A 23,813-nucleotide genomic window follows, 5' to 3' on the forward strand; every position below is an offset into this window, starting at 1 on the left:
ATGGCGGCTGCCTCGCCTTCCCGTGGTCCGGCGGCTATCGCGGCCGGTGGCGGCCCGTCAGCCGCCCGTGGTCACCGTCCGCTCCGCCGACCAGCCGCCCCAGGTGCCGTCGGGCAGCCGGGCCCGCAGCCGTACCCGGTGTTCCTCCCCGGCGGCGGTGCCCGCGTAGAAGCTGTGGCGGGCCCGGCCGCGCGGCGGGGTGCCGCCCCAGACCAGCGAGGTGGCCGCGGCGCCGTCCAGCCCGATCTGGTACTCGGTGATCACACCGTCCGCGCGCGGCGGGTCCCAGGCGAGGTCGATGTAATAGGCGCCGTCGGCGCGGTGGGTGCCGGCGGTGAACCCGGTGGGCGCGGTGGCCCGGCCGTCGTCGTGGCCCGGCGTCGCCAGGCGGACCGGCGGGCCGGCGGGGGAGAGGTTGTCGGCCGCGTCCCGGGCGCGCACCGTGAAGACGTAACGGGTGCCGGGGCGCAATCCCGTGACGACGGTGGCGGTCTGGTTCCCGCCGACACTGTGGATCTTCACACCGCCCTGGTAGACGTCGTACGACGACACGCCCCGGTCGTCCCGGGAGGCACCCCAGGACAGCTGGACGGCCCGGCTGCCCACGGCCCGCCCGGTGGCCGTCCCCGGCCGCGTCGGGGCCGAGCGGTCCGCCGCCGTCGCGGCCGGCGTACGGGCCTGGACCGCCCGGCTCGGCGGACCCAGCCGGCCTCCGTCGTCCCGGGCACGCACGGTGAAGGCGTACAGGGTGGACGGCCTGAGCCTGGTGACGTCCACCATGTGCTGTGCACCCGGTACTTCGGCCACCTTTGTGGTGTCCCGATATACCTCGTAGGTGCGGACCCCGGCACCGGCGGGAGCCGCGTTCCACATCACGTGCACGCTCGTGGCGCTGCCCGCCGCGGCGGTGACCCCCACGGGAACGCCCGGCATCCGGCCGTCACCCTCGTCCGCCCCGTTCCAGCCGCACGACGCGACCAGCAGCACGGACCCGCAGACCACCGCAAGCGGAAAGGGAACGCGTCGCACGGCACTGCCCTCCCCGGACGGCCTCGGCATCAGGAATGGTCCGGACCAATACTGGCCCGGCCGGTGTGACCGCAGCAAGGGGGCCGCGTTGGTGACCACCCCCCGCGGTTACGTATGCTGAAGCTCCCTACGGCTGAACTGCCCCCGTGAAAAGGGAAGTTCACGCAGGTGGCGCGGACACGCTGTCGTCGCCGATCCCGCGCCGGCGCGGGTGGCCGGGGATCCGGGACGGTACCCGGTCCGGATCCCCGGCCCCCTGTTGTCCTCTCCGGCGCCCCGGCTCCCGCCGCCCGCCCGTCCCCTTACCGGGTGTCGGCAGCGTGCTCCATCCGGCCTCTTCACGGCGCACCCCGTGGCCGAGGGCCCAAGATCACATCACAGTGGGGTCGGCGTCCAGCCCCGGACAGCGGGCCGGACGTTCGCCTTGTCCCCGACGAGAGGGTCTCCCATCGTGCGTGTCCCGTCGCTGACGCTGGCCGCGGCCGGCGCCGCCCTGATCGCTCCGGCACTGCCCGCGCCGGCCACCGCCGTCCCGCCCGCCGTCCCGCCCGCCGCCCGGGAGGAGAGCGCGGTCCGTGACGGGGCGGCGGCGCCCGGAACAGGCGCGGCCCGTCGTGACGGCGGGACCCGGAGCGGGGGCGCGGTCCGTGACGGGCGCGCGACGGGGAGGGCGGCCCGTGACGGGAGGGCGGGCCGTGCCGAGGACGCGGTCACCGCCGCCCGCCTCCTCGCCCGGGCCGGCACGTGCACCCGTGTCTCCCGGGGCCGGTACCGCACCGACGCGGGCCGCCCGGCCACCGTTCCCGTCTGCGGCACCCGGGACGCCGTGTTCTGGAAGGCCGACCTGGACGTCGACTGCGACGGCCGGCCCACCGCCCACTGCAACCGCCGCACCGACCCGGTGTTCGCCGCCGCCACCGCGGTGCTGGGGTCCGACGGCCGCCGGCTGAACGCCGAGACCCTGCCCTACATCGTCGTCCCGGCCCCCAGCCGCCGCTGGGACCACCGCGCCTCGGGCGTGCGCGGTGGCTCGGTCGCCGCCGTCGTCTACCGGGACCGGGTGCGGTACGCCGTCGTCGGCGACACCGGGCCGCGCGACCTCATCGGCGAGGCGTCCTACGCCACGGCACGCGCCCTCGGCATCCCGCCCGACCCGCGCACCGGCGGGGCGTCCTCCGGCGTGACCTACATCGTCTTCCGCGACTCCCGGATCCCTGCCGTGGAGGACCGGGCGGCGGCGATGGCGGAGGGCGAACGACTGGCCCGGCGCTTCCTCACCCACCCCTGACCGCCCCGGCCGCCTCGGCCTCCCGTTCCCCCGGCGATCCAGCCGTGCGTGAGGTCCACCCCGGGATCCCAGTGGCCTCGTCCGATAACCGTCCCGCGCCGGGGCCCTCAGGTCTGGCGCCATGGTGACGCCGGGAGAAGACAGGTACCGAGCTCGTGGCCGACACTCACGACGCCGGCCTTCCCGGCAGCGTGGGCGGCTAGGCAGTTTTGACCACCGCGCCGACCGGACCTCCTCCTCCCACGCCGACTTGCTGTGTGGCTGTCAACGCGGGTGCAGCAGCCTGAGTTCCCACTCGCTGTCGGGCCTGCCGCTGCCTTCCCGGTCGTTGTCGGTGATGACTTCTTCGCCCACGATGACTTCCAGGCGCCAAGGAGCGAGCCCCGCCATGCCGCGCCGAAGCGTGGCATCACCGGTGAGGGCCTTCACCAGCAGATCTTCCGCCTGATCGAGACGCACGGGGCTGAAGACCCAGTCATTGACGCGTACTTCGGCTGTGGATACCGCGCGGTGGCCGTACAGGGTGAACCACACAGGGATTCCCCCGCACTGCCCCTCCCAGTCGATGGACCAGCCGCCGGCCTCCGTCGTCCCGGCGGTCACGGAGTCCGGATCGGCGCCGGCCCTGGTGAGAGCCGATCCCACTGCTGCCGTCCATCGGGCGGGATCATCCGGTCGCATGACAGGAACCTCCGTGGAACCGGTCGTGGTGTCGTCGGTCGGTCTTGGCGTGGAAGACGGTACAGGGTGTTCCCGGGTGTCTGTGCGGCCGGAGGGCACCGCGCACGGCCGGCCGAAGGAGTGGCCGGTGTCGCCGTAGTGGATGACACCGGTGCCCGGCGGGAAGGGGCGCCCCGGGGGCGACAGCCGTGAGCCCGGAGGGTCCCAGGGACGCGGTCGTGACGGCGCGGGTGGACGAACCGGCCCCGGCCCGGCGGTCGCGGCGTCGGCCGAGCCGGACCGGTGGTGGTCCGGGTTCGGCCGGCGGACCCAGCCGGTCACGCCGGGAGGCGAGCCGCCGGCGGGTGGACGGACGCGGATCATCCGGCGCAGTGCTGGGAGGACGTGCGCCTGCCGACCGGGCCCCGCCGCCCTTCCGGGCGCCCTCACACCTTCCGGTAGCCGTACGCCTCCGCCGCCGCGGCCTCCACCGCGTCCAGGTCGGCGCCCGCAGCGGCGGTGACCACCGCGGCGACCGCGCCCTCGACGAACGGCGCGTCCACCAGGCGGGTGTCATCCGGCAGTTCGTCACCCTCCGCGAGCAGCGCCTTCACCGTGAGCACCGCGCTGCCCAGGTCGGTCAGCACCGCCACCCCGGCCCCCCGGTCCACCGACGCCGCCGCGGCGGAGATCAGCTCGGCGCTGGTGCCGAGCCCGCCGCCCTCGGTGCCGCCCGCCGGGGCCACCGGCACCCCGGCCGCCCCGCCCGCCAGGCCCTTCGCCAGTTCGGCGACGGACGCGGCCACCTGGGCGCTGTGGGACACCAGTACGATCCCGACCGGCCTGTCCTCACTCACCGTCCGCCTCCGCCGTCTCGGCCAGCGCGGCGATCAGCAGCGCCGACGAGGTCGCCCCCGGGTCCTGGTGGCCGATGCTGCGCTCGCCCAGATAACTCGCCCGGCCTTTGCGCGCCTGCAGCGGTATGGTGGCCGCCGCGCCCTCCTCCGCGGCGGTCCGCGCGGCGGCGAACCCCGTGCCGAGCGCGTCCACGGCCGGCACCAGGGCGTCGATCATGGTCTTGTCGCCGGGCGCCGCCCCGCCGAGCGTCTTCACCGCTTCCACGCCCTCGCGCAGCGCCGCGGCCAGTTTCTCCTCGCCGACCTCGGGAGCATCGCCGAGCGCCTTGCCCGTCCGGCGCAGCAGGGTGCCGTACAACGGCCCGGACGCACCGCCGACCGTCGAGATCAGCTGCCGTCCGGCGAGTATGAGGACACCACCGGGGGTGTCCGGGGTCTCCTTCTCCAGGGCCGTCGCCACGGCCGTGAACCCGCGTCGCAGGTTGCTGCCGTGGTCGGCGTCCCCGATGGCCGAGTCGAGGTCGGTGAGCCGGTCGGCCTCGCGGCCGACGGACGCGGCCGCCGTCGTCATCCAACGGCGGAAGAAATCGGCGTCGAGCACTGGAACTCCTTGTGTGACAGGGCCGTTGACCATGCGGCCGGGGTGGTGGTGCGGTCGGGGCCGCGCGCTCACATGCCCCAGCGCAGGGCCGGGGTCTTCACCGGTGCGTCCCACAGCCGCAACAACTCCTCGTCCACCTGACACAGCGTCACCGAGGCGCCCGCCATGTCCAGGGAGGTGACATAGTTGCCGACGAGGGTGCGGGCCACGGCGACACCGCGTTCCCGCAACACCCGCTGCACCTCGGCGTTGAACCCGTACAGCTCCAGCAGCGGCGTCGCGCCCATGCCGTTGACCAGCACCAGGACGGGACCGCGCGGCGGCAAATCCTCCAGGATGACGTCGACCGCGTAGTCGGCGATCTCCCCGGAGGTCATCATCGGCCGCCGCTCCCGGCCCGGCTCGCCGTGGATGCCGATGCCCAACTCCAGTTCCCCGTCCGGCAGATCGAACGTCGGGCTGCCCTTCGCCGGGGTCGTGCAGGCGCTGAGGGCCACCCCGAAGCTGCGGGAGCCCGCGTTGACCCGGCGGCCGATGGACTCCACGCGCTCCAGCGGCTGCCCCTCGGCCGCGGCGGCACCCGCGATCTTCTCCACGAACAGCGTCGCGCCCGTACCCCGCCGGCCGGCCGTGTAGAGGCTGTCGCTGACCGCCACGTCGTCGTCGACGAGCACCTTGGCGACCTGAATGCCCTCGTCCTCGGCCAGTTCGGCCGCCATGTCGAAGTTCAGCACGTCACCGGTGTAGTTCTTCACGACGAACAGGACGCCCGCGCCGCTGTCCACGGCCGCCGCGGCGCGCGCCATCTGGTCGGGCACCGGCGACGTGAAAATGGCGCCGGGGCACGCGGCGGAGAGCATGCCCGGGCCGACGAAGCCGCCGTGCAGCGGCTCGTGCCCGGAGCCGCCGCCCGACACGAGCGCGACCTGCCCGGCCACGGGGGCGTCCCGGCGGACGATCACCCGCCTCTCCACGTCCACGTTCAGCTCCGGGTGCGCGGCGGCCAGACCGCGCAACGCGTCCGCCACGACGGTCTCCGGTACGTTGATCAGCATCCTCATGGGTGTCTCCTCGTGAACCTGGCCCTCGACTGCCGTGACGGGGCGTCAGGTGCCGACGGTCACCCGGTGGAGACAGCCGTTCGTCCCGTCTATGGGCAGTATCTGCCCTGCGGCAGCGGAGGTCACGTGTGGCCGCCCGGCTTTACGGTCCGTAGCGGACTGTCCACCAAGGGGAACAGCACTCTACCGGGACACCACGACCGCGCCGACCCCCTACCGGAGTCAACTGCCGTGGCGGGCCCGGTACCTCGGCCGCGGAGAAGGGGCGTCGAAGTGATCGGCGACGGCCGTACGGATTCCCCGGCCGCCGGCCTCTTCGGCGCCGCATCGGCCGTGGCGTCCGGGGAACTCGGGGCACGCAGCCCCGCAGGCCGCCGACCGAGGAGGTGCCGTCGCCGTGGACGAGTGGAAGATGTGGGAGCACGACGGGGTACGACTGTCAGCGCGCGAGCGGCTGGCACTGGCGCGGATCGAGGCGGGCCTCAGACAGGACCGGCGGTTCGCGCGCCGTATGGGCGAGGCGGGGGAAGGGCCCTGGCTGCCGGTGGCGGTGCTGCTGCTGGGGGTCGCGTCGGTGTTCGTCGCCGTCATGGGCATCCGCACCTCGGACCCCGCGCTGCTGTGGTGCTTCGCGCTGCTGTGGCCCCTCACCCTCGTCCAGGCGTTCCGGCTGCTGTGCCGGACCACCCGCTCCCGGCCCCGCCGGACCCACCGCCGCACCCGGCCCACGCCGTGGGTCTGACGGGCAGGGATCTGACGGACGAGGATCTGACGCGGATCTGACGTGGGTCTCGATCCCATGACTCGGTGGCCGTCCGTGGCTCCGGAGCACATGGCTCACGCCCACATGGGTGCCCCAGCCCCCTCCTGACGCGGTCATCCCCTCCGTACGGCGCGTTCACCCCCTGCGTACGACCGGCGCCGCCGGGCCACGGAGGCCGGGCGGCGCGGAAACGACTCGGCCGCGTCGGGGCGGACCCGCCCCGGGCGGGGTCAGCTCTCCTTCCCCCGCCCCGACAGCGCGTCCCGCAGCCGGTCCACCAGGCCCGCTCCCGGTGCCAGCAGCTTGTTGGCCGGGGGAGTGTCCGGGGCCGAGGGGTGCGGGCGGGTCGGCGCCATCTGCTTGGCCCGGCGGACCTTGTCGCCCAGCTTCATCAGCGCGTCCGGCGGACAGGCCGCCGCCAGCCGCGGGAACAGGTTCTCCTCCTCGTCGGCCACATGGGACCGGATCTCGCTCATCAACCGCGTCATCAGCGTGTCGAACCGCGGATCGTCCGCCTGGCAGCCCTCCAGGTCCTTCATGATCTGCTCGGCCTCGGCGTGGTCCTCGAGTTCCTTGTCCGCCAGCCGGTCACCGCCCTCGACGTGCTCGCGCACCGCCGGGTAGAGGTAGGCCTCCTCGGCGACCGAGTGCCTGACCAGCTCCATCGTGGCCTGGTCGCAGAGGTTCTTGCGTTCCGGCGAGCCGGGCGGCAGCGCCTCGATACGGCCGAAGATCTCCTCCACCTCACGGTGGTCGGTGGTCAGCTCCTGGATGACGTTTCCGCCGTGACCCATGGTCGTTACCTCCTGCGTGAGACGCGGCGGCCCGGGAAGGGCCGTGCCGTTGCCGCGCCGAGTGCCCCGGGTACCGCCCGTCACACGGACCGCCACGCGCCGTCAGCGCATCGAGTGACGGGCGGCGGCCGTCCGGCCCGCGCCGGACAGCGCCCACGCCCACCAGTGGTCCAGCACCGAGGGGGAGAGCGCGTCCGCCGCCACCAGCGCCGGCCAGCCCGCGGCGCGCGCCTGCGCGGTGACCTTGGCACCGCCCGCCACCGGGTCGACCGCGATCACCGGGGTGCCGGCGCGCAGCGCGAGCACCAGACCGTGCAGCCGGGTGGTGACGACCAGGTCGCACCGGGCGACGAGGGCGAGGAACTGCTCGGCGGTGGCGCACAGCCGCCAGTCGTCGACGGCCAGCCGGGTCTCGGCCGGCACCCGCGCGCAGTCCTTGCCGGCCAGCCAGCCGGTGAGCGTGTCGTTGACCTCCGCGTGCCGCCGTCGCACGCCGTACTCGCCCTGGCCCGCCGAGAGCACCACCGCCGCGACCGGCGGCAGCGGGCCCACCGGGGCGTCGGCCGCGAGGTCCCGCCGGGCCGGGGCCGCGGTGCCGTCCCGGGCGACGAGCGTATGGAAGCCGGTGGCCGCGGGGTCCGCGGGGTCGACCACCGAGACCCCGGCCGCCAGTCGTGTGCAGGACCTGAACCGTGCATGCAGGGCGGCGACTTGAGGGCCGTACACCGGCCCGCACACGAACAGCAGCGTGTCGTAGGCGCCCGGGTCGGCCGTCTCCAGGGACAGCGCACCGGGCCGGAATCCGGGGCTCCACGCCGTGTCGTGGGGGATGCCCGCCCCGGTCAGCGCCGCCGACATGTGCCGCTGGGCGAGCACGTCCCCGGCCGTCGCCTCCCCGTCCCGGAAGCTGAACCAGCCGGTGAGCAGCAGCTTCTTCGGAGGCCGGCGGGAGCCGCACAGGGTGCGCAGCACGGCTGCCGGGACGTCGTCGTGCATGGAGGTCTCCACCGTGGTAACAGAGGCGCCTGAGTCGCGCGAGTACCCCTGAGTCCGGAGAATAAGAGTCCAACGCGTGAATCCAACTGGCAGGGGAACTCAGCTGCCAGTGCCGTCCAGCAAGCGGCGGCCGAGCAGGGCGGCCCCGGACGTTCCCGGGGCCCGGGCCCTGTCCTCTTCCTTCCCGACGGGCCGGTGACGCCGGCCCCGGTGACGCGGCACGTGCCGAACCCCCGTACTCCGCCCGGGCCGTACCCGCGACGGCGCGTCCCCCGGCGCCCTGTCGCGACGCGGACGACGCGGACGAAGGACGACGAAGGAGAAGCCCCCATGACTGGTGCCACACCGTTCTCCTGGCGGCGCGCCCTCGTGACCGGGGGCGCCGGCTTCCTCGGCTCCCACCTGTGCGAGCGGCTGCTGGATTCAGGGGTCGAAGTCGACTGCGCCGACAACCTGGCCTGCGGGCGGCGCGAGAACATCGCGCACCTGGAGGGCCGGCCCGGCTTCCGGTACGTGCACGGCGACGTCTGCGCCGCCGAGTGCCCCCGGCTGCTGGACGGCCCCTACGACCTGGTCCTGCACTTCGCCTGCCCCGCCTCGCCCGCCGACTACCTGCGCATGCCCCTGGAGACCCTGGACGTGGGCAGCACCGGCACCCGCAACGCGCTGGCCGTCGCCGAACGCGACGGCGCCCGCTTCCTGCTCGCCTCCACCTCCGAGGTGTACGGCGACCCCCAGGTGCACCCCCAGCACGAGGGCTACTGGGGCAACGTCAACCCCGTCGGGCCGCGCAGCGTCTACGACGAGTCCAAACGGTTCGCCGAGGCCCTGGTCACCGCGCACGCCGGCACCCGGGGCACCGACGCCGGCATCGTACGGCTGTTCAACACCTACGGCCCGCGGATGCGCGCCCACGACGGCCGGGCCGTGCCCACCTTCATCTGCCAGGCCCTGGCCGGCGAGCCGGTCACCGTGACCGGCGACGGCAGCCAGACCCGCTCCCTGTGCTACGTCGACGACACCGTGGACGGCATCCTGCGGGTGGCCGCGAGCAGGTCCGTACGGCCGGTGAACATCGGCGGCAGCGACGAGATCACCGTCGCCGACCTGGCCCGCCGGGTGGTCGCCCTCACCGGCTCCCGCTCCCCGATCGCCTTCGTCGACCGGCCCGTGGACGATCCCGGCCGGCGCCGCCCCGACACCACCCTCGCGCGCGAACTGCTCGGCTGGTCCCCGCAGGTCCCCTGGGAGGAGGGCCTGAAGCAGACCATCGCCTACTTCGCCGCCCTGCCCCGGGAAGCCGCCCTCCCCCCGGAAGCCGCTCCCTCCCCGGGAGCCGTCCTCCCCCCGGAAGCCGCCCTGCCCCCGGAACCGGTGTCGCGCGCGCAGGACCCGGCCCCGCAGTCCTGACCCCCCGCCCCTCCCCGGCCCTGGAGACAGCGCATGCACGTCCTCGGAATCAACGCACTCTTCCACGACCCCGCCGCCGCCCTGATCACCGACGGCCGGGTCGTGGCGGCGGCGGAGGAGGAGCGGTTCTCCCGCCGCAAGCACGGCAAACGGCCCGTACCCTTCTCCGCCTGGGAGCTGCCCGAGCGGTCGGCCCGCTGGTGCCTGGAGCAGGCCGGCCTCACCCCCGCCGACCTGGACGCCGTCGCCTACTCCTACGACCCCGTCCTCGCCCGCCCCGCCGAGGAACTCGGTCTGCACGACCCCTGGGACCACCTGCGCCAGGAGTACGCCCGGCAGGCCCCCGGCTTCCTCGCCGAGGCGCTGCCCGGACTCGACCCGGCCAAGGTGCGGTTCGTCCCGCACCACGTGGCGCACGCCGCCTCCGCCGGTGCCGTCTCCCCGTACCCCGACTGCGCCGTGCTCGTCCTGGACGGCCGCGGCGAGTGCGGCTCCCACCTGGCCGGCCGGTACACCAATCGCGAGCTGACCGTCCTCGCCACCCAGCAACTGCCCGACTCCCTCGGCCTGTTCTACGAGGACCTCACCCAGCACCTCGGATTCCTGCGCAGCAGCGACGAGTTCAAGGTCATGGCGCTCGCCTCCTACGGCACCCCCCGCTTCGCCGCCTGGCTGCGGGAGTACGTCCACGCCGACGACCAGGGCGGCTTCCGGGCCCGCCCGGTGCCCTGGGCCGACCTCGTCCCGCCCCGCCCGGACGGCGGCGCCTGGCACCAGGACCACGCCGACCTCGCCGCCAGCGCCCAGCTCTGCCTGGAGGAAGCCATGCTGGCGCTCGCCCGCCACCTGCGCGAACGCACCGGCGAGGACGCCCTCACGCTGGCCGGCGGGGTCGCGCTGAACTGCGTGGCCAACACCCGGCTGTGGCGCGAGAGCGGCTTCACCCACATCTGGGTGCAGCCCGCCGCGGGCGACGCCGGCACCGCGCTCGGCGCCGCCGCGCACATCGCCGGACAGAAGGACACCCTGGAGCCGATGGAGACCGCCGCCCTCGGCCGCGGCTGGAGCGACGCCGAACTGCGGACCTGGCTGGAGCGGGCCGCCGTACCCTACGAGGAACCCGCCGACATCGCCGAGACGGCGGCCGAGGCACTGGCCGCCGACGGGATCGTGGCCTGGTTCCAGGGACGCAGCGAATACGGGCCGCGCGCGCTCGGCCACCGCTCCCTGCTCGCCCACCCCGGCAGGGCCGCGAACCTGGAGCGGCTCAACGCGGTCAAGGGCCGCGAGGAGTTCCGGCCGGTCGCCCCCATGGTGCTCGCCGAACGCGCCGCCGAGATCTTCGACGGGCCGCTGCCCAGCCCGCACATGCTGTTCGTGCACGAGGTGGCCGCCGACTGGAAGGCCCGCATCCCCGCCGTCGTGCACGTCGACGGCACCGCCCGCATCCAGACCGTCGACCGTGCCCGGGAACCCCTGGTGGCCCGGATGATCGACGGCTTCGAACGGCGCACCGGACTGCCGGTCGTGGTCAACACCAGCCTGAACACCGCCGGACGGCCCATGGTGGACGATCCCCGGGACGCCCTGGAGTGCTTCGGCTCGGCCCCCGTGGACCTGCTGGTGCTCGGCCCGTTCGCGATCCGCCGGGGAAAGGCGTTCGCATGACCGACGCGCCCGCCTACACCGTCGTGGTCCCCACGATCGGCCGGCCCTGCCTCGCCGAGTGCCTGCGCGCGCTCGCCGAGGGCACCCTCGACCACACCCCGCACGAGGTGGTCGTCGTCGACGACCGGCCGTCGCCCGAGGGCGGCCTGCCGCTGGAGTCCGCCGGACAGCTCCTGGACCGCGTCCGCACCCTGCGCACCGGCGGCAAGGGCCCGGCCGCCGCCCGCAACGCCGGCTGGCGCACCGTCCGCACCCCCTGGACGGTCTTCCTGGACGACGACGTCCAGGTGCTGCCGGACTGGTCCCGGCAGCTCGCCGCCGACCTGCGCGCGGCCGGCCCCGACATCGGCGGCGTCCAGGGGCGGCTGCGGGTCCCGCTGCCCCCGGACCGCCGGCCCACCGACTGGGAACGCACCACCAAGGGCCTGGAGAACGCCGCCTGGGCCACCGCCGACATGGCCTACCGCACCGAGGCCCTCAAGCGGACCGGCGGCTTCGACGAACGCTTCCCGCGCGCCTTCCGCGAGGACGCCGACCTCGCCCTGCGCGTCCAGCGGGCCGGCTGGAGCCTCACCCGGGGCACCCGCGTCACCCGGCACCCGGTCCGCCCCGCCCACTGGTGGGCCTCGCTGCCCGCCCAGCGCGGCAACGCGGACGACGCCCTGATGAACCGGCTGCACGGCCGCGACTGGTGGGACCGCGCCCAGGCGCCCCGCGGCCGGCTGCCCCGCCACCTGGCGGTCACCGGCGCGGCCCTCGCCGCCACCGCCTGCGCGCTGGCCGGACGGCGCCGCACCGCCACCGTCTGCGCGGCCCTGTGGACCCTCGGCACCACCGAGTTCGCCCTCGCCCGCATCCTGCCCGGCCCGCGCACTGCCCGCGAGATCGCCGGGATGCTCGGCACCAGCGTGCTCATCCCGCCGCTCGCCGTACGGCACTGGCTGCGCGGCGTCGTCCGGCACCGCAACGCCCGGCCGCTGGGGGGTGCCGGATGAGCGCCGTGTCCGCGATCCTCTTCGACCGCGACGGCACCCTCGTCGCCGACGTGCCCTACAACGGCGACCCGGAGCGGGTCCGGCTGCTGCCCGGTGCCCGCGAGGCCGTCGCCCTCGCCCGCGCCCACGGCCTGGCCACCGGCGTGGTCAGCAACCAGTCCGGCATCGGCCGCGGACTGCTCACCACCGCACAGGTCCGGCGGGTCAACGAGCGCGCCGACGCGCTGCTGGGCGGGCTGGACCTCTGGCTGTTCTGCCCGCACACCCCCGAGGACGGCTGCCCCTGCCGCAAGCCCCGCCCCGGCCTGGTCCGCGCCGCCGCCGCCCGGCTGGGCGTCCCGCCCGCCGCCTGCCTGGTCGTCGGCGACATCGCCGCCGACGTGCTGGCCGCCCGCGCCGCCGGCGCCCGGGGCGTCCTCGTGCCGGGCGCGGCCACCGCGCCGAAGGAGACCCTGCGGTTCGCCGGACACAGCGCCCCCGACCCGCTCACCGCCGTACAGGACGCCCTCGGCGTCACCACGGGGAGGGCACCGGCATGAGATCCCTCGTCGTCCGCCTGGACAGCTTCGGTGACGTACTCCTCGCCGGGCCCGCCGTCCGCGCCGTCGCCGCCCACAGCACCCACGTCACCCTGCTGTGCGGCCCGCGCGGCGCGGACGCCGCCCGGCTGCTGCCCGGCGTCGACGAGGTCCTGGTCTGGGAGGCGCCCTGGGAGGGCTTCGACCCGCCCCCGGTCAGCCCCGCCGACATCGACGCCCTCCTCGCCCGGCTGCGCGCCGGCGCCCACGACAGCGCGCTCGTCCTCACCTCCCACCACCAGAGCCCGCTGCCCACCGCCCTGCTGCTGCGGCTCGCCGGCATCGGCCGGATCGGCGCCGACAGCACCGACCACCCCGGCCGGCTCCTCGACGTACGCCACCGGCGGCTGCCCGGCCGGCACGAGGCCGAGGCCGCCCTCGACACCGCCGCCGCCATGGGCTTCACCCCGCCCCCCGGCGACGACGGACGGCTGCGCGTCCTGCCGCCCCCGGACACCACCGGCCTGACCGGCAACGGCCCCTACGTCGTCCTGCACCCCGGCGCCAGCGCCCCCGCCCGCGCCTGGAGCCCGCACCGCTGCGCCGAGGCGGTCACCCTGCTCGCCGACGCCGGACACCGCGTCGTCGTCACCGGCGGCCCCGACGAGACGGACCTCACCCGGCGGGTCGGCGGCGGCGTGGCCGTGGACCTCGGCGGCCGGACCTCCCCGCGCACTCTCGCCGGGGTCCTGCGCCTGGCCGACGTCGTGATCAGCGCCAACACCGGCCCCGCCCACCTGGCCGCCGCCGTCGGCACCCCGGTCGTCTCCCTGTTCGCCCCCGTCGTCCCCGCCGAACGCTGGGCGCCCCACGGCGTCCCCGTCATCCTGCTCGGCGACCAGTCGGCGCCGTGCGCGGACACCCGGGCCCTGACCTGCCCGGTGCCCGGCCACCCCTGCCTGGACGAGGTCACCGGCCAGGACGTGGTGCGCGCGGTCCACAAGCTCATCCAGGAGCGGCCCTCATGAACATCCTCGTCTGGCATGTGCACGGATCCTGGCTCACCGCCTTCGTGCAGGGCCCGCACACCTACCTCCTCCCGGTCACCGAGGACCGCGGACCCGACGGCCTCGGCCGGGCGGTGACCTGGGACTGGCCCCCGTCCGTCCGGGAGGTCACCCCCGCCGGACTCCGGGACGCCGACATCGACCTGATGGTCCTCCAGCGCCCCCACGAGCCCGAGCTGGCCCTGCGCTGGACCGGCCGCCGGCCCGGCCTGGACGTCCCCGCCGTCTACGTCGAGCACAACAGTCCCGACGCCTCGCCCGAACGCCAACTCCACCCGCTCGCCGCACAGTCGGCCATCCCCGTCGTGCACGTCACCCACTTCAACCGGCTGATGTGGGACAACGGCCGCGCCCCCACCGAGGTCGTCGAGCACGGCATCCTCGACCCCGGCCCGCTGTGGACCGGCACCGAGCGGCGCGCCGCCGTCGTCGTCAACGAGCCCGTGCGCAGGGGCCGTACCACCGGCACCGACCTGCTGCCCCGGTTCGCCCGCGCCGCCCCGCTGGACGTCTTCGGCATGCGCACCGAAGGGCTCGCCGCCCACCTCGGCCTGCCGCCGGAGCGCTGCCGCACCCGGGACCTGCCGCAGCACGAGCTGCACCGCGAGATGGCCCGCTGCCGCCTGTACCTGCACCCCGTGCGCTGGACCTCGCTCGGCCTGTCCCTGCTGGAGGCCATGTTCCTCGGCATGCCCGTGGTCGCCCTCGACACCACCGAGGTCCGCGAGGCCGTGCCCGAGGGCGCCGGGGTGGTCTCGAACCGGCTCGACGTGCTGGAGGACGCCGTACGGGCCTTCCTCGCCGACCCCGGGCACGCCCGCGCGACCGGCACGGCGGCCCGGGCCGCCGCCCGCGCCCGCTACGGAGAGCGGCGCTTCCTGGACGACTGGGAGCGCCTGATCAAGGAGGTCACCCGATGAGCCGCATTCCGCACTCGGCCGGGCGCGTCGCCATGGTCTCCGAGCACGCCAGCCCCCTGGCCGCGCTCGGCGGGCCGGACGCGGGCGGCCAGAACGTGTACGTGGCGCAGGTCGCCCGGCAACTCGCCAGGAAGGGATACCGGGTCACCGTGTACACCCGGCGGGACTCGGCGGGCCTGCCGGACCGGGTGACCCTCATCGACGGCGTCCAGGTGGTGCACGTGCCCGCCGGGCCGGCCGCACCCGTCCCCAAGGACGAACTCCTGCCCCACATGGGCGAGTTCGGGAACTTCCTGGCGCGGCAGTGGGCACAGCACCCGCCCCACGTGGTGCACGCGCACTTCTGGATGTCCGGCCTGGCCGCGCTCGCCGGCGCCCGCGACCTGGACATCCCCGTCGTGCACACCTACCACGCGCTGGGCACGGTCAAGAAGCGCTACCAGGGCGCCGCCGACACCAGCCCCCCGCAGCGCCTCGCCGTCGAGGAGGCCATCGGCCACGAGTGCGCCCGGATCATCGCCACGTGCAGCGACGAGGTGGCCGAACTGAAGGCCATGGGCCTGCCCGAGGACCGGATCAGCGTCGTGCCCTGCGGAGTCGACCCCGAACAGTTCACCCCCCTTACCCGCACCCGCCCGCCCGGCGCCCGCAAACGGCTGCTCGCCGTCGGCCGGCTCGTGCCCCGCAAGGGCTTCGACCGCGCCATCCGCGCCCTGGCCGGCGTTCCCGACGCCGAACTCCTCATCGCCGGCGGCCCCGAGGCCGACCTGCTGCGCACCGAACCCGAGGCCGCCCGCCTGTACGGCATCGCCCGCGAGTACGGCGTCCTGGACCGGGTCACCCTGCTCGGCGGGGTCGGCCGGGCCCGCATGCCCCGGCTGATGTCCAGCGCCGACCTGGTGCTGTCCCTGCCCCGCTACGAGCCCTTCGGCATCGTCCCGCTGGAGGCCATGGCCTGCGCCACCCCCGTCGTCGCCACCGCCGTCGGCGGCCAGCTCGACACGGTCGTGGACGGCACCACCGGCCTGCTGGTCCCCGCCGACGACGACTACGACCTCGGCGCGGCCCTGCGCGCCCTGCTCGCCGACCCCGGCCGGCTCGCCCGGTACGGAACCGCCGGCCGCGCCCGGGTCCTCGCCCACTACACCTGGGACCGGGTCGCCGACGGCGTGGCCGGGGTGTACGGCGCCGTGTCCCCGATCCGCTCGCTCTCGGGAGTCGTCCGATGAACACCGCCACCGGCAGCACGCACTGCGACGACCTCGCCAAGGCCCTGGAGGCGTTCCGCGAACACGCCCCCCTCCTGGAGCGCTGGGGCACCGCACTCGCCCGGCGGCTCGGCTCCGGAGCCCGGCTGCTCGTCGCCGGCAACGGCGGCAGCGCCGCCCAGGCCCAGCACCTCACCGCCGAACTCGTCGGCCGCTACCGCGAGGACCGCCCGCCGTTCTCCGCGCTCGCCCTGCACGCCGACACCTCCTCCACCACCGCCATCGCCAACGACTACGGCGTCCAGGAGGTGTTCGCCCGCCAGACCGCCGCCCACGGCCGCCCCGGAGACGTGCTCCTGCTGCTGTCCACCAGCGGCGCCAGCGCCAACCTGCTGTCCGCCGCCGACCGCGCGCACCGGCTCGGCATGACCGTGTGGGCGCTGACCGGGCGGTCCCCCAACCCGCTGCAACTCGGCGCGGACGACGCCCTGTGCGTCGACGCCCCCCTGGCCGCCACCGTCCAGGAACTCCACCTGGTCGCGGTGCACATGCTCTGCGAGACCTTCGACCGGGCGGTGGAGCGGGGCGAGGCCGGGGGCGCGGGCGCCGACGGCACACCGGCCGCCGACGGCAGACCGGGGGTGGTCGGGCGGCTCGTCGGCCGGGCCCGCACCGTCGGCCGGACCCCGCCCGACGGGCCCGTCGCCCCCCGGAAGGGGCAGGCATGACCGGCACCCCGACACCCCTGGTCGTCATCGGCGACGCCCTGCTCGACCACGACCTGTGCGGCCGGGCCGACCGGCTCGCCCCCGACGCGCCGGTGCCCGTCGTGCACGGCGCCCGGCGCAGCTCCCGCCCCGGCGGCGCGGCCCTCGCCGCCTGCCTCGCGGCGGCCGACGGACGCCCCGTCACCCTGGTCACCGCCCTCGGCTCCGACCCCGCCAGCGACACCCTGCGCGAACTGCTGGCGGGCCGGGTCCGGCTGGTCGGGATCCCCCTGGAGGGCACCCTGAGCAGCAAGACCCGCGTCCTGGCCGGGGACCGCCCCCTGCTGCGCCTGGACGACGGCGAGGGCCGCGCCCACGAGGCGACTCCGCAGGCGGTGGCGGCGATCACGGAGGCCGGGGGAGTCCTCGTCGCCGACTACGGCCGGGGCACCGCCGACGTCCTGCGGGACGCGCTGGCCCGCACGGCGGCCCCCGTCGTCTGGGACCCGCACCTGCGCGGCCGGCCCCCCGTGCCCGGCGCCCGCCTCGTCACCCCCTCCGCCCAGGAGGCCCGCGCCTTCGCCCGGCGGCTGGCCGGGGACGACGCGGAGGCACCCGGCGACACGGCCGGACTGCGCACCGCCGCCCGGGACGCCCGCGCCCTGGTGGGGGCCTGGCGGGCCCAGGCCGTCGCGGTCACCCTCGGCGAACGCGGCGCCCTCCTTACGCACGGCGAGACCCCCCTGCTGGTGCCGACCCCGGCCGCCGCCACCGGCGACCCGTGCGGCGCCGGCGACCGCTTCGCCGCCGCCGCGGCCGGACTCCTGGCCGACGGCGCCCTCACCGAGGCCGCCGTCCAGGCCGCCGTGCACGCCGCCACCCGCTACGTCGCCGAGGGCGGCGCCCGCGCGGTCGCCGTCCCGGACCGGCCCCGGACACCCGCCGAGACCCCGCCCGACGGCGACACCACCGCCGACGCCGTACGCACCGCCGCCCGGGTCCGGGCCGCGGGCGGCACCGTCGTCGCCGCGGGCGGCTGCTTCGACCTGCTGCACGCCGGCCACGTCGCCCTGCTCCAGGCCGCCCGCCGGGCCGGCGACTGCCTGATCGTCTGCCTCAACTCCGACGACTCCGTCCGCCGCCGCAAGGGCGACGGCCGCCCCCTGGTGCCGGCCGCCGACCGGGTACGGGTGCTGCGCGCCCTGGAGTGCGTGGACGCCGTCGCCGTCTTCGACGAGGACACCCCCGAACGCGTCCTCGGCGAACTGCGCCCGCACATCTGGGCCAAGGGCGGCGACTACGCGCGGACCCGGCTGCCCGAACAGCCGCTGGTGGAGAGCTGGGGCGGACAGGTCCTGCTGCTGCCCTACCTAGACGGCCGCTCCACCACCGTGCTCGCCCGCCGGGCGGCCCTCAGCCCCACGGCAGGAGACCACGAGTGACCCCCACCCCCGCCCTGCGTCCCCCGGACACGCCCCGCCCCGGGCCCGCTCCGCACGCCCCACCCGAGGTCCAGCGCCCCGGGGACCGACGACCGGCTCACCCGGCGGGCGGTGCACGGCCGTTGGGGCGGGTGTGGGTTCATCCGGCCCGCACGGCCCCGGCGTTCCGGGGTACCCGCCACTCAGCGCGCTTCTCCGCCCCCGTCCCGAAAGGCCGCCCCATGACCGGCACCCGCCTCCCACCGCCGGCCACAGCGCCCCACCGTCCGCCGCTCCCTTCCGCCTCCACCCCGAAGGACCCACCCGGTGACCACTGAGCACACCCCGCGCGTCCTGGTCCTGCGTGCACTGGGCCTGGGTGATCTGCTGGCCGGTGTGCCCGCGCTGCGCGGCATCCGCCGGGCCTTCCCCGGGCATCAGGTCGTCCTCGCCCAGCCGGCGGGCCTCACCGAACTCGCCCTGGCCAGCGGGGCGGTCGACACCGTGTTCCCGGCACAGGCGCCGGGCCGCGCGGTGCCCGGCCTCGACCACTGGCCGGGACCGCCCCCCGAGGTGGCCGTGGACCTGCACGGCAACGGGCCCGAGAGCCGCGACGCCCTGGCCGCCCTGCGCCCGCGCCGGCTGCTCGCCCACGCCTGCCCGGACGGCCCGCCCTGGCCGGCCCACGTCAACGAACGCGACCGCTGGTGCGCCTTCCTGCGCGGCTACGGCATCCCCGCCGACCCCCGCGACCTGCGGCTGCCCCGCCCCGCCACCCCGTCCCCGGCCCCCGGCGCGGTCGTCGTGCACCCCGGCGCGGCCTCCGGGTCCCGCCGCTGGCCGCCGGAGCGGTTCGCCGCCGTCGTACGCTGCCTGCGCGCCGCCGGCCACCGTGTGGTCCTCACCGGCGGCCCCGGCGAGGACACCCTGGTCCGCGAGGTCGCCGAACGCAGCGGCCGGCCCGGCACCGACGTGCTCACCGGCGGCCTGCCGCCCGCCCGGCTGTCCGCCCTGGTCGCCGAGGCAGCCCTGCTGCTCAGCGGCGACACCGGCCTCGCCCATCTCGCGGTGGCCCACGGCACCCGCTCCGTCACCCTGTTCGGCCCCGTCTCCCCCCGCCTGTGGGGGCCGCCCCCGAGCCCCGACCACCTCGCCCTGTGGAGACCGGGCCCGCCCGGCGACCCGCACGGCCACGCCCCCGACGCCCGCCTGCTGCGCATCGGCACCGGCGAGGTCGCCGCGGCCTGCCTGACCCTCCTCCGCACCACCCGCGCCCGCCACCGCCCCACCGGCCCGGAGGTGGCACATGTTCGCTGAACACATACCTTGGCCAGGTCTGCCGTCCTGTCGGCCCACAGGAAGGGCGTCGGCGGATGTGCGCCGCCCACCGGTGCGGAGGCGGGCACATGTCCGCCGCCCCACCGCTGCGGAGGTGGCACATGTCCACTGAGCACGCCCCCGCCCGCGCCCGCCCGCCCACCGCCGCCGGCGACCCGCGGGTCACCGTGGCCGTGATCACCCGCGACCGTCCCGCCAGCCTGCTGCGCACCCTGGACGCCCTCGACGCGCTGCCCGAACGGCCGCCGGTCGTGGTCGTCGACAACTCCCGCGACGACTCCACCCGCCGGGCCGTCGCCGGCCACCCGGCCATCGCCCGCCTGCTGCGCCCCGCCGGCAACACCGGGGCCCTCGGCCGCAACCTGGCCGCGCGCCACGCCCGCACCCCCTACGTCGCGTTCAGCGACGACGACTCCTGGTGGGAGCCCGGGAGCCTGGTCCGCGCCGCCGACCTCCTCGACCGGCACCCGCGGCTCGGCCTGCTCGCCGCCCGCACCCTGGTCGGCGACGAGGCCGCCGAGGACCCGCTCAACGCCGTACTCGCCGCCTCGCCCCTGCCGTCCGAGCCGGACCTGCCCGGCCGCCCGGTGCTCGGCTTCCTCGGCTGCGCCTGCGTGGTCCGCAAGGACGCCTTCCTCGGCGTCGGCGGCTACCACCCGCTGATCTTCTTCGGCGGCGAGGAGACCCTGCTCGCCTACGACCTGGCCGCCGCCGGCTGGGGCGTCGCCTACGAACCCGCCCTGCGCGCCCGCCACCACCCCGGAGACCACACCCGCACCGGCCGCTCCGCCCTCGTCCGCCGCAACCACGTCCTCACCGCCTGCCTGCGCCGCCCCTGGCCCGTCGCCCTGCGCGCCGGCACCGGCCTGGCCCTGGCCGCCGCCACCGGCCGGCCCGGCGCGCCCCGCGCCCTGAAGGAGGCCGTCGTCCGGCTCCCGGCCGCGCTCGCCCGCCGCCGGCCCCTGCCCCCGCACGTCGAACGCGCCGCCCGCCTGCTCGAGCGGGAGGCGGCCGGACACCCCCGGGGAGGCACCGCGCCATGACCCACCGGACCGGACCCGACGACCGTACGACCGTCGTCGTGATCACCCACAACCGCCGCGAGGAACTGCTGCACACCCTCGGTCTGCTGCGCCGGCTGCCCGAACGGCCCCCCGTGGTCGTCACCGACAACGCCTCCACCGACGGCACCGCCGAAGCGGTCGCCCGCGACTTCCCCGAGATGACCCTGCTCCGACCCAGCCGCAACCTCGGCGCCATCGGCCGCAACCTGGCCGTCCAGCGGGTGCGCACGCCCTACGTCGCCTTCTGCGACGACGACACCTGGTGGGCGCCCGGCAGCCTGCGCCGGGCCGCCGACCTGCTGGACCCCCGGCCCCGGCTGGCCGCCGTCACCGCCCGGATCCTGGTCGAACCCGACGGCACCGAGGACCCGGTCGTGGCCGAACTGCGCGACTCCCCGCTGACCGGCCCCGACTGGCTGCCCGGACCCGCGCTCGGCTCCTTCCTCGCCGCCGCCACCGTGCTGCGCACCGAGGCCTTCCGGGCCGCCGGCGGCTTCCACCCCGGCCTCTGGCTCGGCGGGGAGGAGGAACTCCTCGCCTGCGACCTCCAGCGCCAGGGCTGGTGGCTCGCCTACGCCGGGGAACTCACCGTCCACCACCAGGCCTCCCGGCTGCGCGACAGCACGGCCCGCCGCGTCCTCGGCCTGCGCAACACCTTGTGGTTCACCTGGCTGCGCCGCCCCCTGCTGCCGGCCCTGCGCCGCACCGGGCACCTGATCCGGACCGTCCCCCGGGACGCCGCCTCCGCCCGCGCCTTCGCCCGCGCCACCGCCGGACTGCCGTGGGTACTGCGCCAGCGCGACCCCGTGCCGCCGGACCTGGAACACCGGATCGCCGCGCTGGAACGCGCCCGGCGCGGTTCACCCGCACGGCGGTACGTCGGCTGACCGGCCGGCGCCCCGACACGCCCGGAGACCTCGTTGCGCCCGCCATCCGGCCAAGGGCACAGTGAACCCCCGGTCAAGAAGCGGCCGGCCGTTCCTTCCTCCCCGCCCAGGAAGCCCGCCCGCCCATGGACACCGGTCAGCCCTCCCCGCTCCGCGCCCGCCCCGGCGGCCCGGCCCCGCTGCTGCTGCGCACCGAACGCGAGGACCACGCCGGCCCCGGCCGGATCAGCGTCCTGAAGGCCCGCGGCACGGTCGACGCCGGCAACGCCGGACGCCTGTCCGCCGCCCTCGCCGCGCACCTCGCCCACGCCGAGCGGGCCGGCGAACACCCCGTGCTGGACCTGACCGAGGCCCACCTCGCCTGCGCCGCCGCGCTGCGCGCCCTGGACGGGCCGGCCGCCGCCCTCGCCCGCGCCGGCCGCGCGCTGCACGTCGTACAGCCCCGGCCGCACGTCCGGGAGACCCTGGCCGCGGCCGGCCTGCCGGGCATCCGGACGCACGCCACCCGCACGGCCGCCCTGCACGCCCTGGAGACCGAGACACCGAGCGCCCCCCGGCGGTCGTCCCCAAGAGGGCGGACCGGGGAGCCGGGCACGGCCCAGGAGACCGTACGCGCACACCCCGGCAGCCCGCTTTAGCGGCCGGCGACCCGGACCAGCGCTCGGCGGCCCGCCGTCCCCCGCCCGGCCCGCCGTCCCCCGCCCGGCCCGCCGTCCCCCGCCCGGCGTGGCGTCCCCCGCCCGGCGCGGTGGATGGCGCGCCCGGCGGGCGGGGCCTACCGTGCGAGGTGATGCCGGGGCCGGGAAGAGGCCGGGCGAGACCTCTGTGACGTCCTGTCTGGGTGATGCGATGAAACCTTCCTCCGGCCGGCCGGCCGCACCTGCTCGCCTCGTCATCGAGTCCTCCGTGGTCGAGGGGCTGCCCGCCGAGGGCGCCCTGCTGCTGCGCATGTCCGGCAGCCTGGACGCGCACGGCGCCGAACTGTGGTCCGAGGAACTGCGCGGCCACCTCGAACAGGCCGACCGCGCCGGACTGCGCCCCGTGCTCGACATGGCCCACGTCCAGCTCGGCGGTGCCGCCGTGCTGCGCGCCCTCAGCGAGACGACCCGGACGCGCACCGGACGCCCGGACCTGATCATCGTCCGCGCCCGGCCCGGGGTGCGCGAGGCGGTGCACCTGGCCCGGCTGACCGGCGTACGGCTGTACGCCACCCTGGACGAGGCGCTGCGCGAGCTGGCCCGCGCCGCCTCCCGGGTGGAGGAACTGCCCGGCTGGCGGTCGCAGATCGCCGACCCGGTCCGGCCCTCGTACGAGGACCTGTACCAGGAGGTCCGCGCGCTGCGCGCCCGGGTGCGCAGCGCCCCCGTGATCGGGATGGCGCAGGGCGTGCTCATGGTCCGCTACGGCCTGCCGGACACCGGAGCGGCCTTCCGGGCGCTGCGCGAGGCCTCGCAGCGGTTCAACGTGCCGCTGCGCGTCCTGGTGTCGGCCGTGGTGGTGGCCCGCGCCCCGAACGGCGAGGTGTGGTTCCCCGGCCGCCGCCCCCTGCCCGTGCCCCGGCTGCGGATCCTGGACCGCGGCGGCCGGGACCCCCGCTACCGCCGGCGGATGATCGACGCCGTCCTGCACGAGGCGCTGGCCATCGGCCGGGCGCCCGCCGGACACGTGCAACTGGTGGACCCTGCGGTGAGCGCCCTGACGCTGGAGACCCACCACGGTTGCGCGGAGCCGGTCCTCGACCACCTGGTGCGCGGCCCGGGCGACGGCACCGCCGACGCGGCCGCCCGCACCCGGGGCCGTCAGGTGGGCGTCCCCGACGTCGCCACCGACGCGCTGCTCGCCGACGACTGCCGGTGCGCCCTGCTGGCCGGCGGCGTCCGGGCCCTGCACAGCGTTCCGGTGCTCTCCTCGGCCGGCTCGTGCACCGGCGTGATCGGTCTGCACTGGTCCGACGCCGGGCACCGGCCCAGCGCCGCCCAGGCCGAGGCGCTCGCCCTGCTGGCCGCGGACACCTCGGCGTGGCTGAGCTGGTACCACCGCTCGGTGCTCCTGGACGCCCTGGAGCACCTCCACCGGACGCTGTCCCGTACCGCGCGGTGAGCCCGGCCCGCCGGGGCGTGCGTCAGCCGCGCGGCCCTGGGAACCCGGATCCGGCACGTACCCGCACCACCCGGAGGGAGGACGGCGCATGTCCAGTCCGCAGCAGCCCGAACAACGGCGCAGCGACAAGGGGGGCGCCACCCCGCAGGACAGCGGCGAGCTGAAGGCCGGCCAGCGGGCCGGGCGCGCCTCGGGCGCCCGGCCGCACGGTTCGGACAAGGGCGGCAAGGGCGGGGGAGAGGGCGGCGGAGTGCCTCCGGCCCAGCAGCCGGACCACCCCTGACCACGTCCGTCCCGCTGCTTCTGCTTCTGCTTCGCTGACCGTGCCGGACGGCCCCCAGCGGGCCGTCCGGCACGCGCACGACACGGACACGGCCCGCGCCGGCCGCCAGTCCGGTACCTCACGCCGCACTCGAAGTGGTCGATCCACTCCGAGTACCAGGAGAACCAGCTGATGCAGA

At 76.3% G+C, this 23,813-nt stretch carries 24 protein-coding genes; 17 read left to right on the forward strand and 7 right to left on the reverse strand.

The genetic code is table 11. The annotated features are described in order from the left end of the window. Positions 1–57: 57 nt before the first annotated feature. A complete protein-coding gene (locus AB0E62_RS28375; RefSeq protein ID WP_362199734.1) occupies positions 58–1,029 on the reverse strand; it encodes a fibronectin type III domain-containing protein in 972 nt (323 codons plus the stop codon). A gap of 451 nt (positions 1,030–1,480) precedes the next feature. Between AB0E62_RS28375 and AB0E62_RS28380 the strand changes: the two genes are divergently transcribed. Beyond that, positions 1,481–2,317: a glycoside hydrolase family 75 protein gene (locus tag AB0E62_RS28380; protein WP_362199737.1), complete on the forward strand. Its 837-nt coding sequence runs from the start codon at positions 1,481–1,483 to the stop codon at positions 2,315–2,317. A 264-nt stretch (positions 2,318–2,581) separates the two neighbouring features. Here AB0E62_RS28380 and AB0E62_RS28385 read toward each other — a convergent pair whose 3' ends face one another. From AB0E62_RS28385 to dhaK, 4 genes are all read right to left on the reverse strand, one after another. Continuing rightward, on the reverse strand, positions 2,582–2,920 hold the full coding sequence (locus AB0E62_RS28385) for a hypothetical protein (protein WP_362199740.1): 339 nt from the start codon (positions 2,918–2,920) through the stop codon (positions 2,582–2,584). 503 nt (positions 2,921–3,423) lie between these two features. Next, positions 3,424–3,834 (reverse strand): PTS fructose transporter subunit IIA, encoded by a 411-nt coding sequence (locus tag AB0E62_RS28390; protein ID WP_362199742.1) that lies wholly within the window; start codon positions 3,832–3,834, stop codon positions 3,424–3,426. Then, a complete protein-coding gene (gene dhaL / locus AB0E62_RS28395; RefSeq protein ID WP_362199745.1) occupies positions 3,827–4,435 on the reverse strand; it encodes a dihydroxyacetone kinase subunit DhaL in 609 nt (202 codons plus the stop codon). Before dhaL ends, AB0E62_RS28390 begins: the two co-directional genes overlap by 8 nt. A 68-nt stretch (positions 4,436–4,503) precedes the next feature. Beyond that, the gene (gene dhaK / locus AB0E62_RS28400; protein WP_362199748.1) at positions 4,504–5,496 is read right to left on the reverse strand and encodes a dihydroxyacetone kinase subunit DhaK; all 993 of its coding nucleotides are present in this window, start codon (positions 5,494–5,496) and stop codon (positions 4,504–4,506) included. 397 nt (positions 5,497–5,893) lie between these two features. Between dhaK and AB0E62_RS28405 the strand changes: the two genes are divergently transcribed. Continuing rightward, positions 5,894–6,238: a DUF3040 domain-containing protein gene (locus tag AB0E62_RS28405; RefSeq protein ID WP_362199751.1), complete on the forward strand. Its 345-nt coding sequence runs from the start codon at positions 5,894–5,896 to the stop codon at positions 6,236–6,238. Between the two features lie 251 nt (positions 6,239–6,489). Here AB0E62_RS28405 and AB0E62_RS28410 read toward each other — a convergent pair whose 3' ends face one another. Together AB0E62_RS28410 and AB0E62_RS28415 are read right to left on the reverse strand one after the other, a co-directional pair. Beyond that, the gene (locus tag AB0E62_RS28410; protein ID WP_362199754.1) at positions 6,490–7,053 is read right to left on the reverse strand and encodes a hemerythrin domain-containing protein; all 564 of its coding nucleotides are present in this window, start codon (positions 7,051–7,053) and stop codon (positions 6,490–6,492) included. 102 nt (positions 7,054–7,155) lie between these two features. Continuing rightward, positions 7,156–8,049, reverse strand: a complete 894-nt coding sequence (locus AB0E62_RS28415; RefSeq protein ID WP_362199756.1) for a polysaccharide pyruvyl transferase family protein — start codon at positions 8,047–8,049, stop codon at positions 7,156–7,158. 330 nt (positions 8,050–8,379) lie between these two features. On the opposite strand from AB0E62_RS28415, the gene AB0E62_RS28420 reads away from it, so the two are divergent. The 15 genes from AB0E62_RS28420 to AB0E62_RS28490 all read left to right on the forward strand — a co-directional run bounded on the left by AB0E62_RS28420 (position 8,380) and on the right by AB0E62_RS28490 (position 23,635). Then, a complete protein-coding gene (locus tag AB0E62_RS28420) occupies positions 8,380–9,459 on the forward strand; it encodes an NAD-dependent epimerase/dehydratase family protein (RefSeq protein ID WP_362199758.1) in 1,080 nt (359 codons plus the stop codon). Between the two features lie 33 nt (positions 9,460–9,492). Further along, positions 9,493–11,127 (forward strand): carbamoyltransferase C-terminal domain-containing protein, encoded by a 1,635-nt coding sequence (locus AB0E62_RS28425; RefSeq protein ID WP_362199761.1) that lies wholly within the window; start codon positions 9,493–9,495, stop codon positions 11,125–11,127. Beyond that, positions 11,124–12,122, forward strand: a complete 999-nt coding sequence (locus AB0E62_RS28430; protein WP_362199764.1) for a glycosyltransferase — start codon at positions 11,124–11,126, stop codon at positions 12,120–12,122. The genes AB0E62_RS28425 and AB0E62_RS28430 overlap by 4 nt, the downstream gene beginning before the upstream one ends. Then, complete coding sequence (locus tag AB0E62_RS28435; RefSeq protein WP_362199767.1) at positions 12,119–12,661, forward strand: HAD-IIIA family hydrolase; 543 nt, start codon at positions 12,119–12,121, stop codon at positions 12,659–12,661. Before AB0E62_RS28430 ends, AB0E62_RS28435 begins: the two co-directional genes overlap by 4 nt. Beyond that, positions 12,658–13,668 (forward strand): glycosyltransferase family 9 protein, encoded by a 1,011-nt coding sequence (locus AB0E62_RS28440; RefSeq protein ID WP_362199770.1) that lies wholly within the window; start codon positions 12,658–12,660, stop codon positions 13,666–13,668. Before AB0E62_RS28435 ends, AB0E62_RS28440 begins: the two co-directional genes overlap by 4 nt. Continuing rightward, a complete protein-coding gene (locus AB0E62_RS28445) occupies positions 13,665–14,627 on the forward strand; it encodes a glycosyltransferase (RefSeq protein ID WP_362199773.1) in 963 nt (320 codons plus the stop codon). Before AB0E62_RS28440 ends, AB0E62_RS28445 begins: the two co-directional genes overlap by 4 nt. Continuing rightward, positions 14,624–15,856: a glycosyltransferase gene (locus tag AB0E62_RS28450; RefSeq protein ID WP_362199776.1), complete on the forward strand. Its 1,233-nt coding sequence runs from the start codon at positions 14,624–14,626 to the stop codon at positions 15,854–15,856. The genes AB0E62_RS28445 and AB0E62_RS28450 overlap by 4 nt, the downstream gene beginning before the upstream one ends. Beyond that, complete coding sequence (locus tag AB0E62_RS28455; protein ID WP_362199779.1) at positions 15,853–16,563, forward strand: SIS domain-containing protein; 711 nt, start codon at positions 15,853–15,855, stop codon at positions 16,561–16,563. Before AB0E62_RS28450 ends, AB0E62_RS28455 begins: the two co-directional genes overlap by 4 nt. Next, a complete protein-coding gene (locus AB0E62_RS28460; protein ID WP_362199782.1) occupies positions 16,560–17,984 on the forward strand; it encodes a PfkB family carbohydrate kinase in 1,425 nt (474 codons plus the stop codon). The genes AB0E62_RS28455 and AB0E62_RS28460 overlap by 4 nt, the downstream gene beginning before the upstream one ends. Before the next feature lie 306 nt (positions 17,985–18,290). Further along, positions 18,291–19,280 (forward strand): glycosyltransferase family 9 protein, encoded by a 990-nt coding sequence (locus tag AB0E62_RS28465; protein ID WP_362199785.1) that lies wholly within the window; start codon positions 18,291–18,293, stop codon positions 19,278–19,280. Between the two features lie 122 nt (positions 19,281–19,402). Beyond that, positions 19,403–20,344: a glycosyltransferase gene (locus AB0E62_RS28470; RefSeq protein WP_362199788.1), complete on the forward strand. Its 942-nt coding sequence runs from the start codon at positions 19,403–19,405 to the stop codon at positions 20,342–20,344. Continuing rightward, on the forward strand, positions 20,341–21,252 hold the full coding sequence (locus AB0E62_RS28475) for a glycosyltransferase (RefSeq protein ID WP_362199791.1): 912 nt from the start codon (positions 20,341–20,343) through the stop codon (positions 21,250–21,252). The genes AB0E62_RS28470 and AB0E62_RS28475 overlap by 4 nt, the downstream gene beginning before the upstream one ends. A 125-nt stretch (positions 21,253–21,377) precedes the next feature. Then, positions 21,378–21,890 (forward strand): STAS domain-containing protein, encoded by a 513-nt coding sequence (locus AB0E62_RS28480; RefSeq protein ID WP_362199793.1) that lies wholly within the window; start codon positions 21,378–21,380, stop codon positions 21,888–21,890. Positions 21,891–22,101: 211 nt separating this feature from the next. Then, positions 22,102–23,352, forward strand: coding sequence for an ANTAR domain-containing protein (locus AB0E62_RS28485; RefSeq protein WP_362199796.1), 1,251 nt, complete (start codon positions 22,102–22,104; stop codon positions 23,350–23,352). An 88-nt stretch (positions 23,353–23,440) separates the two neighbouring features. Further along, positions 23,441–23,635: a hypothetical protein gene (locus AB0E62_RS28490; protein WP_362199799.1), complete on the forward strand. Its 195-nt coding sequence runs from the start codon at positions 23,441–23,443 to the stop codon at positions 23,633–23,635. The last annotated feature ends 178 nt before the right edge of the window (positions 23,636–23,813 follow it).

Source organism: Streptomyces sp. NPDC038707, from assembly GCF_040636485.1.
Taxonomy (GTDB): domain Bacteria; phylum Actinomycetota; class Actinomycetes; order Streptomycetales; family Streptomycetaceae; genus Streptomyces.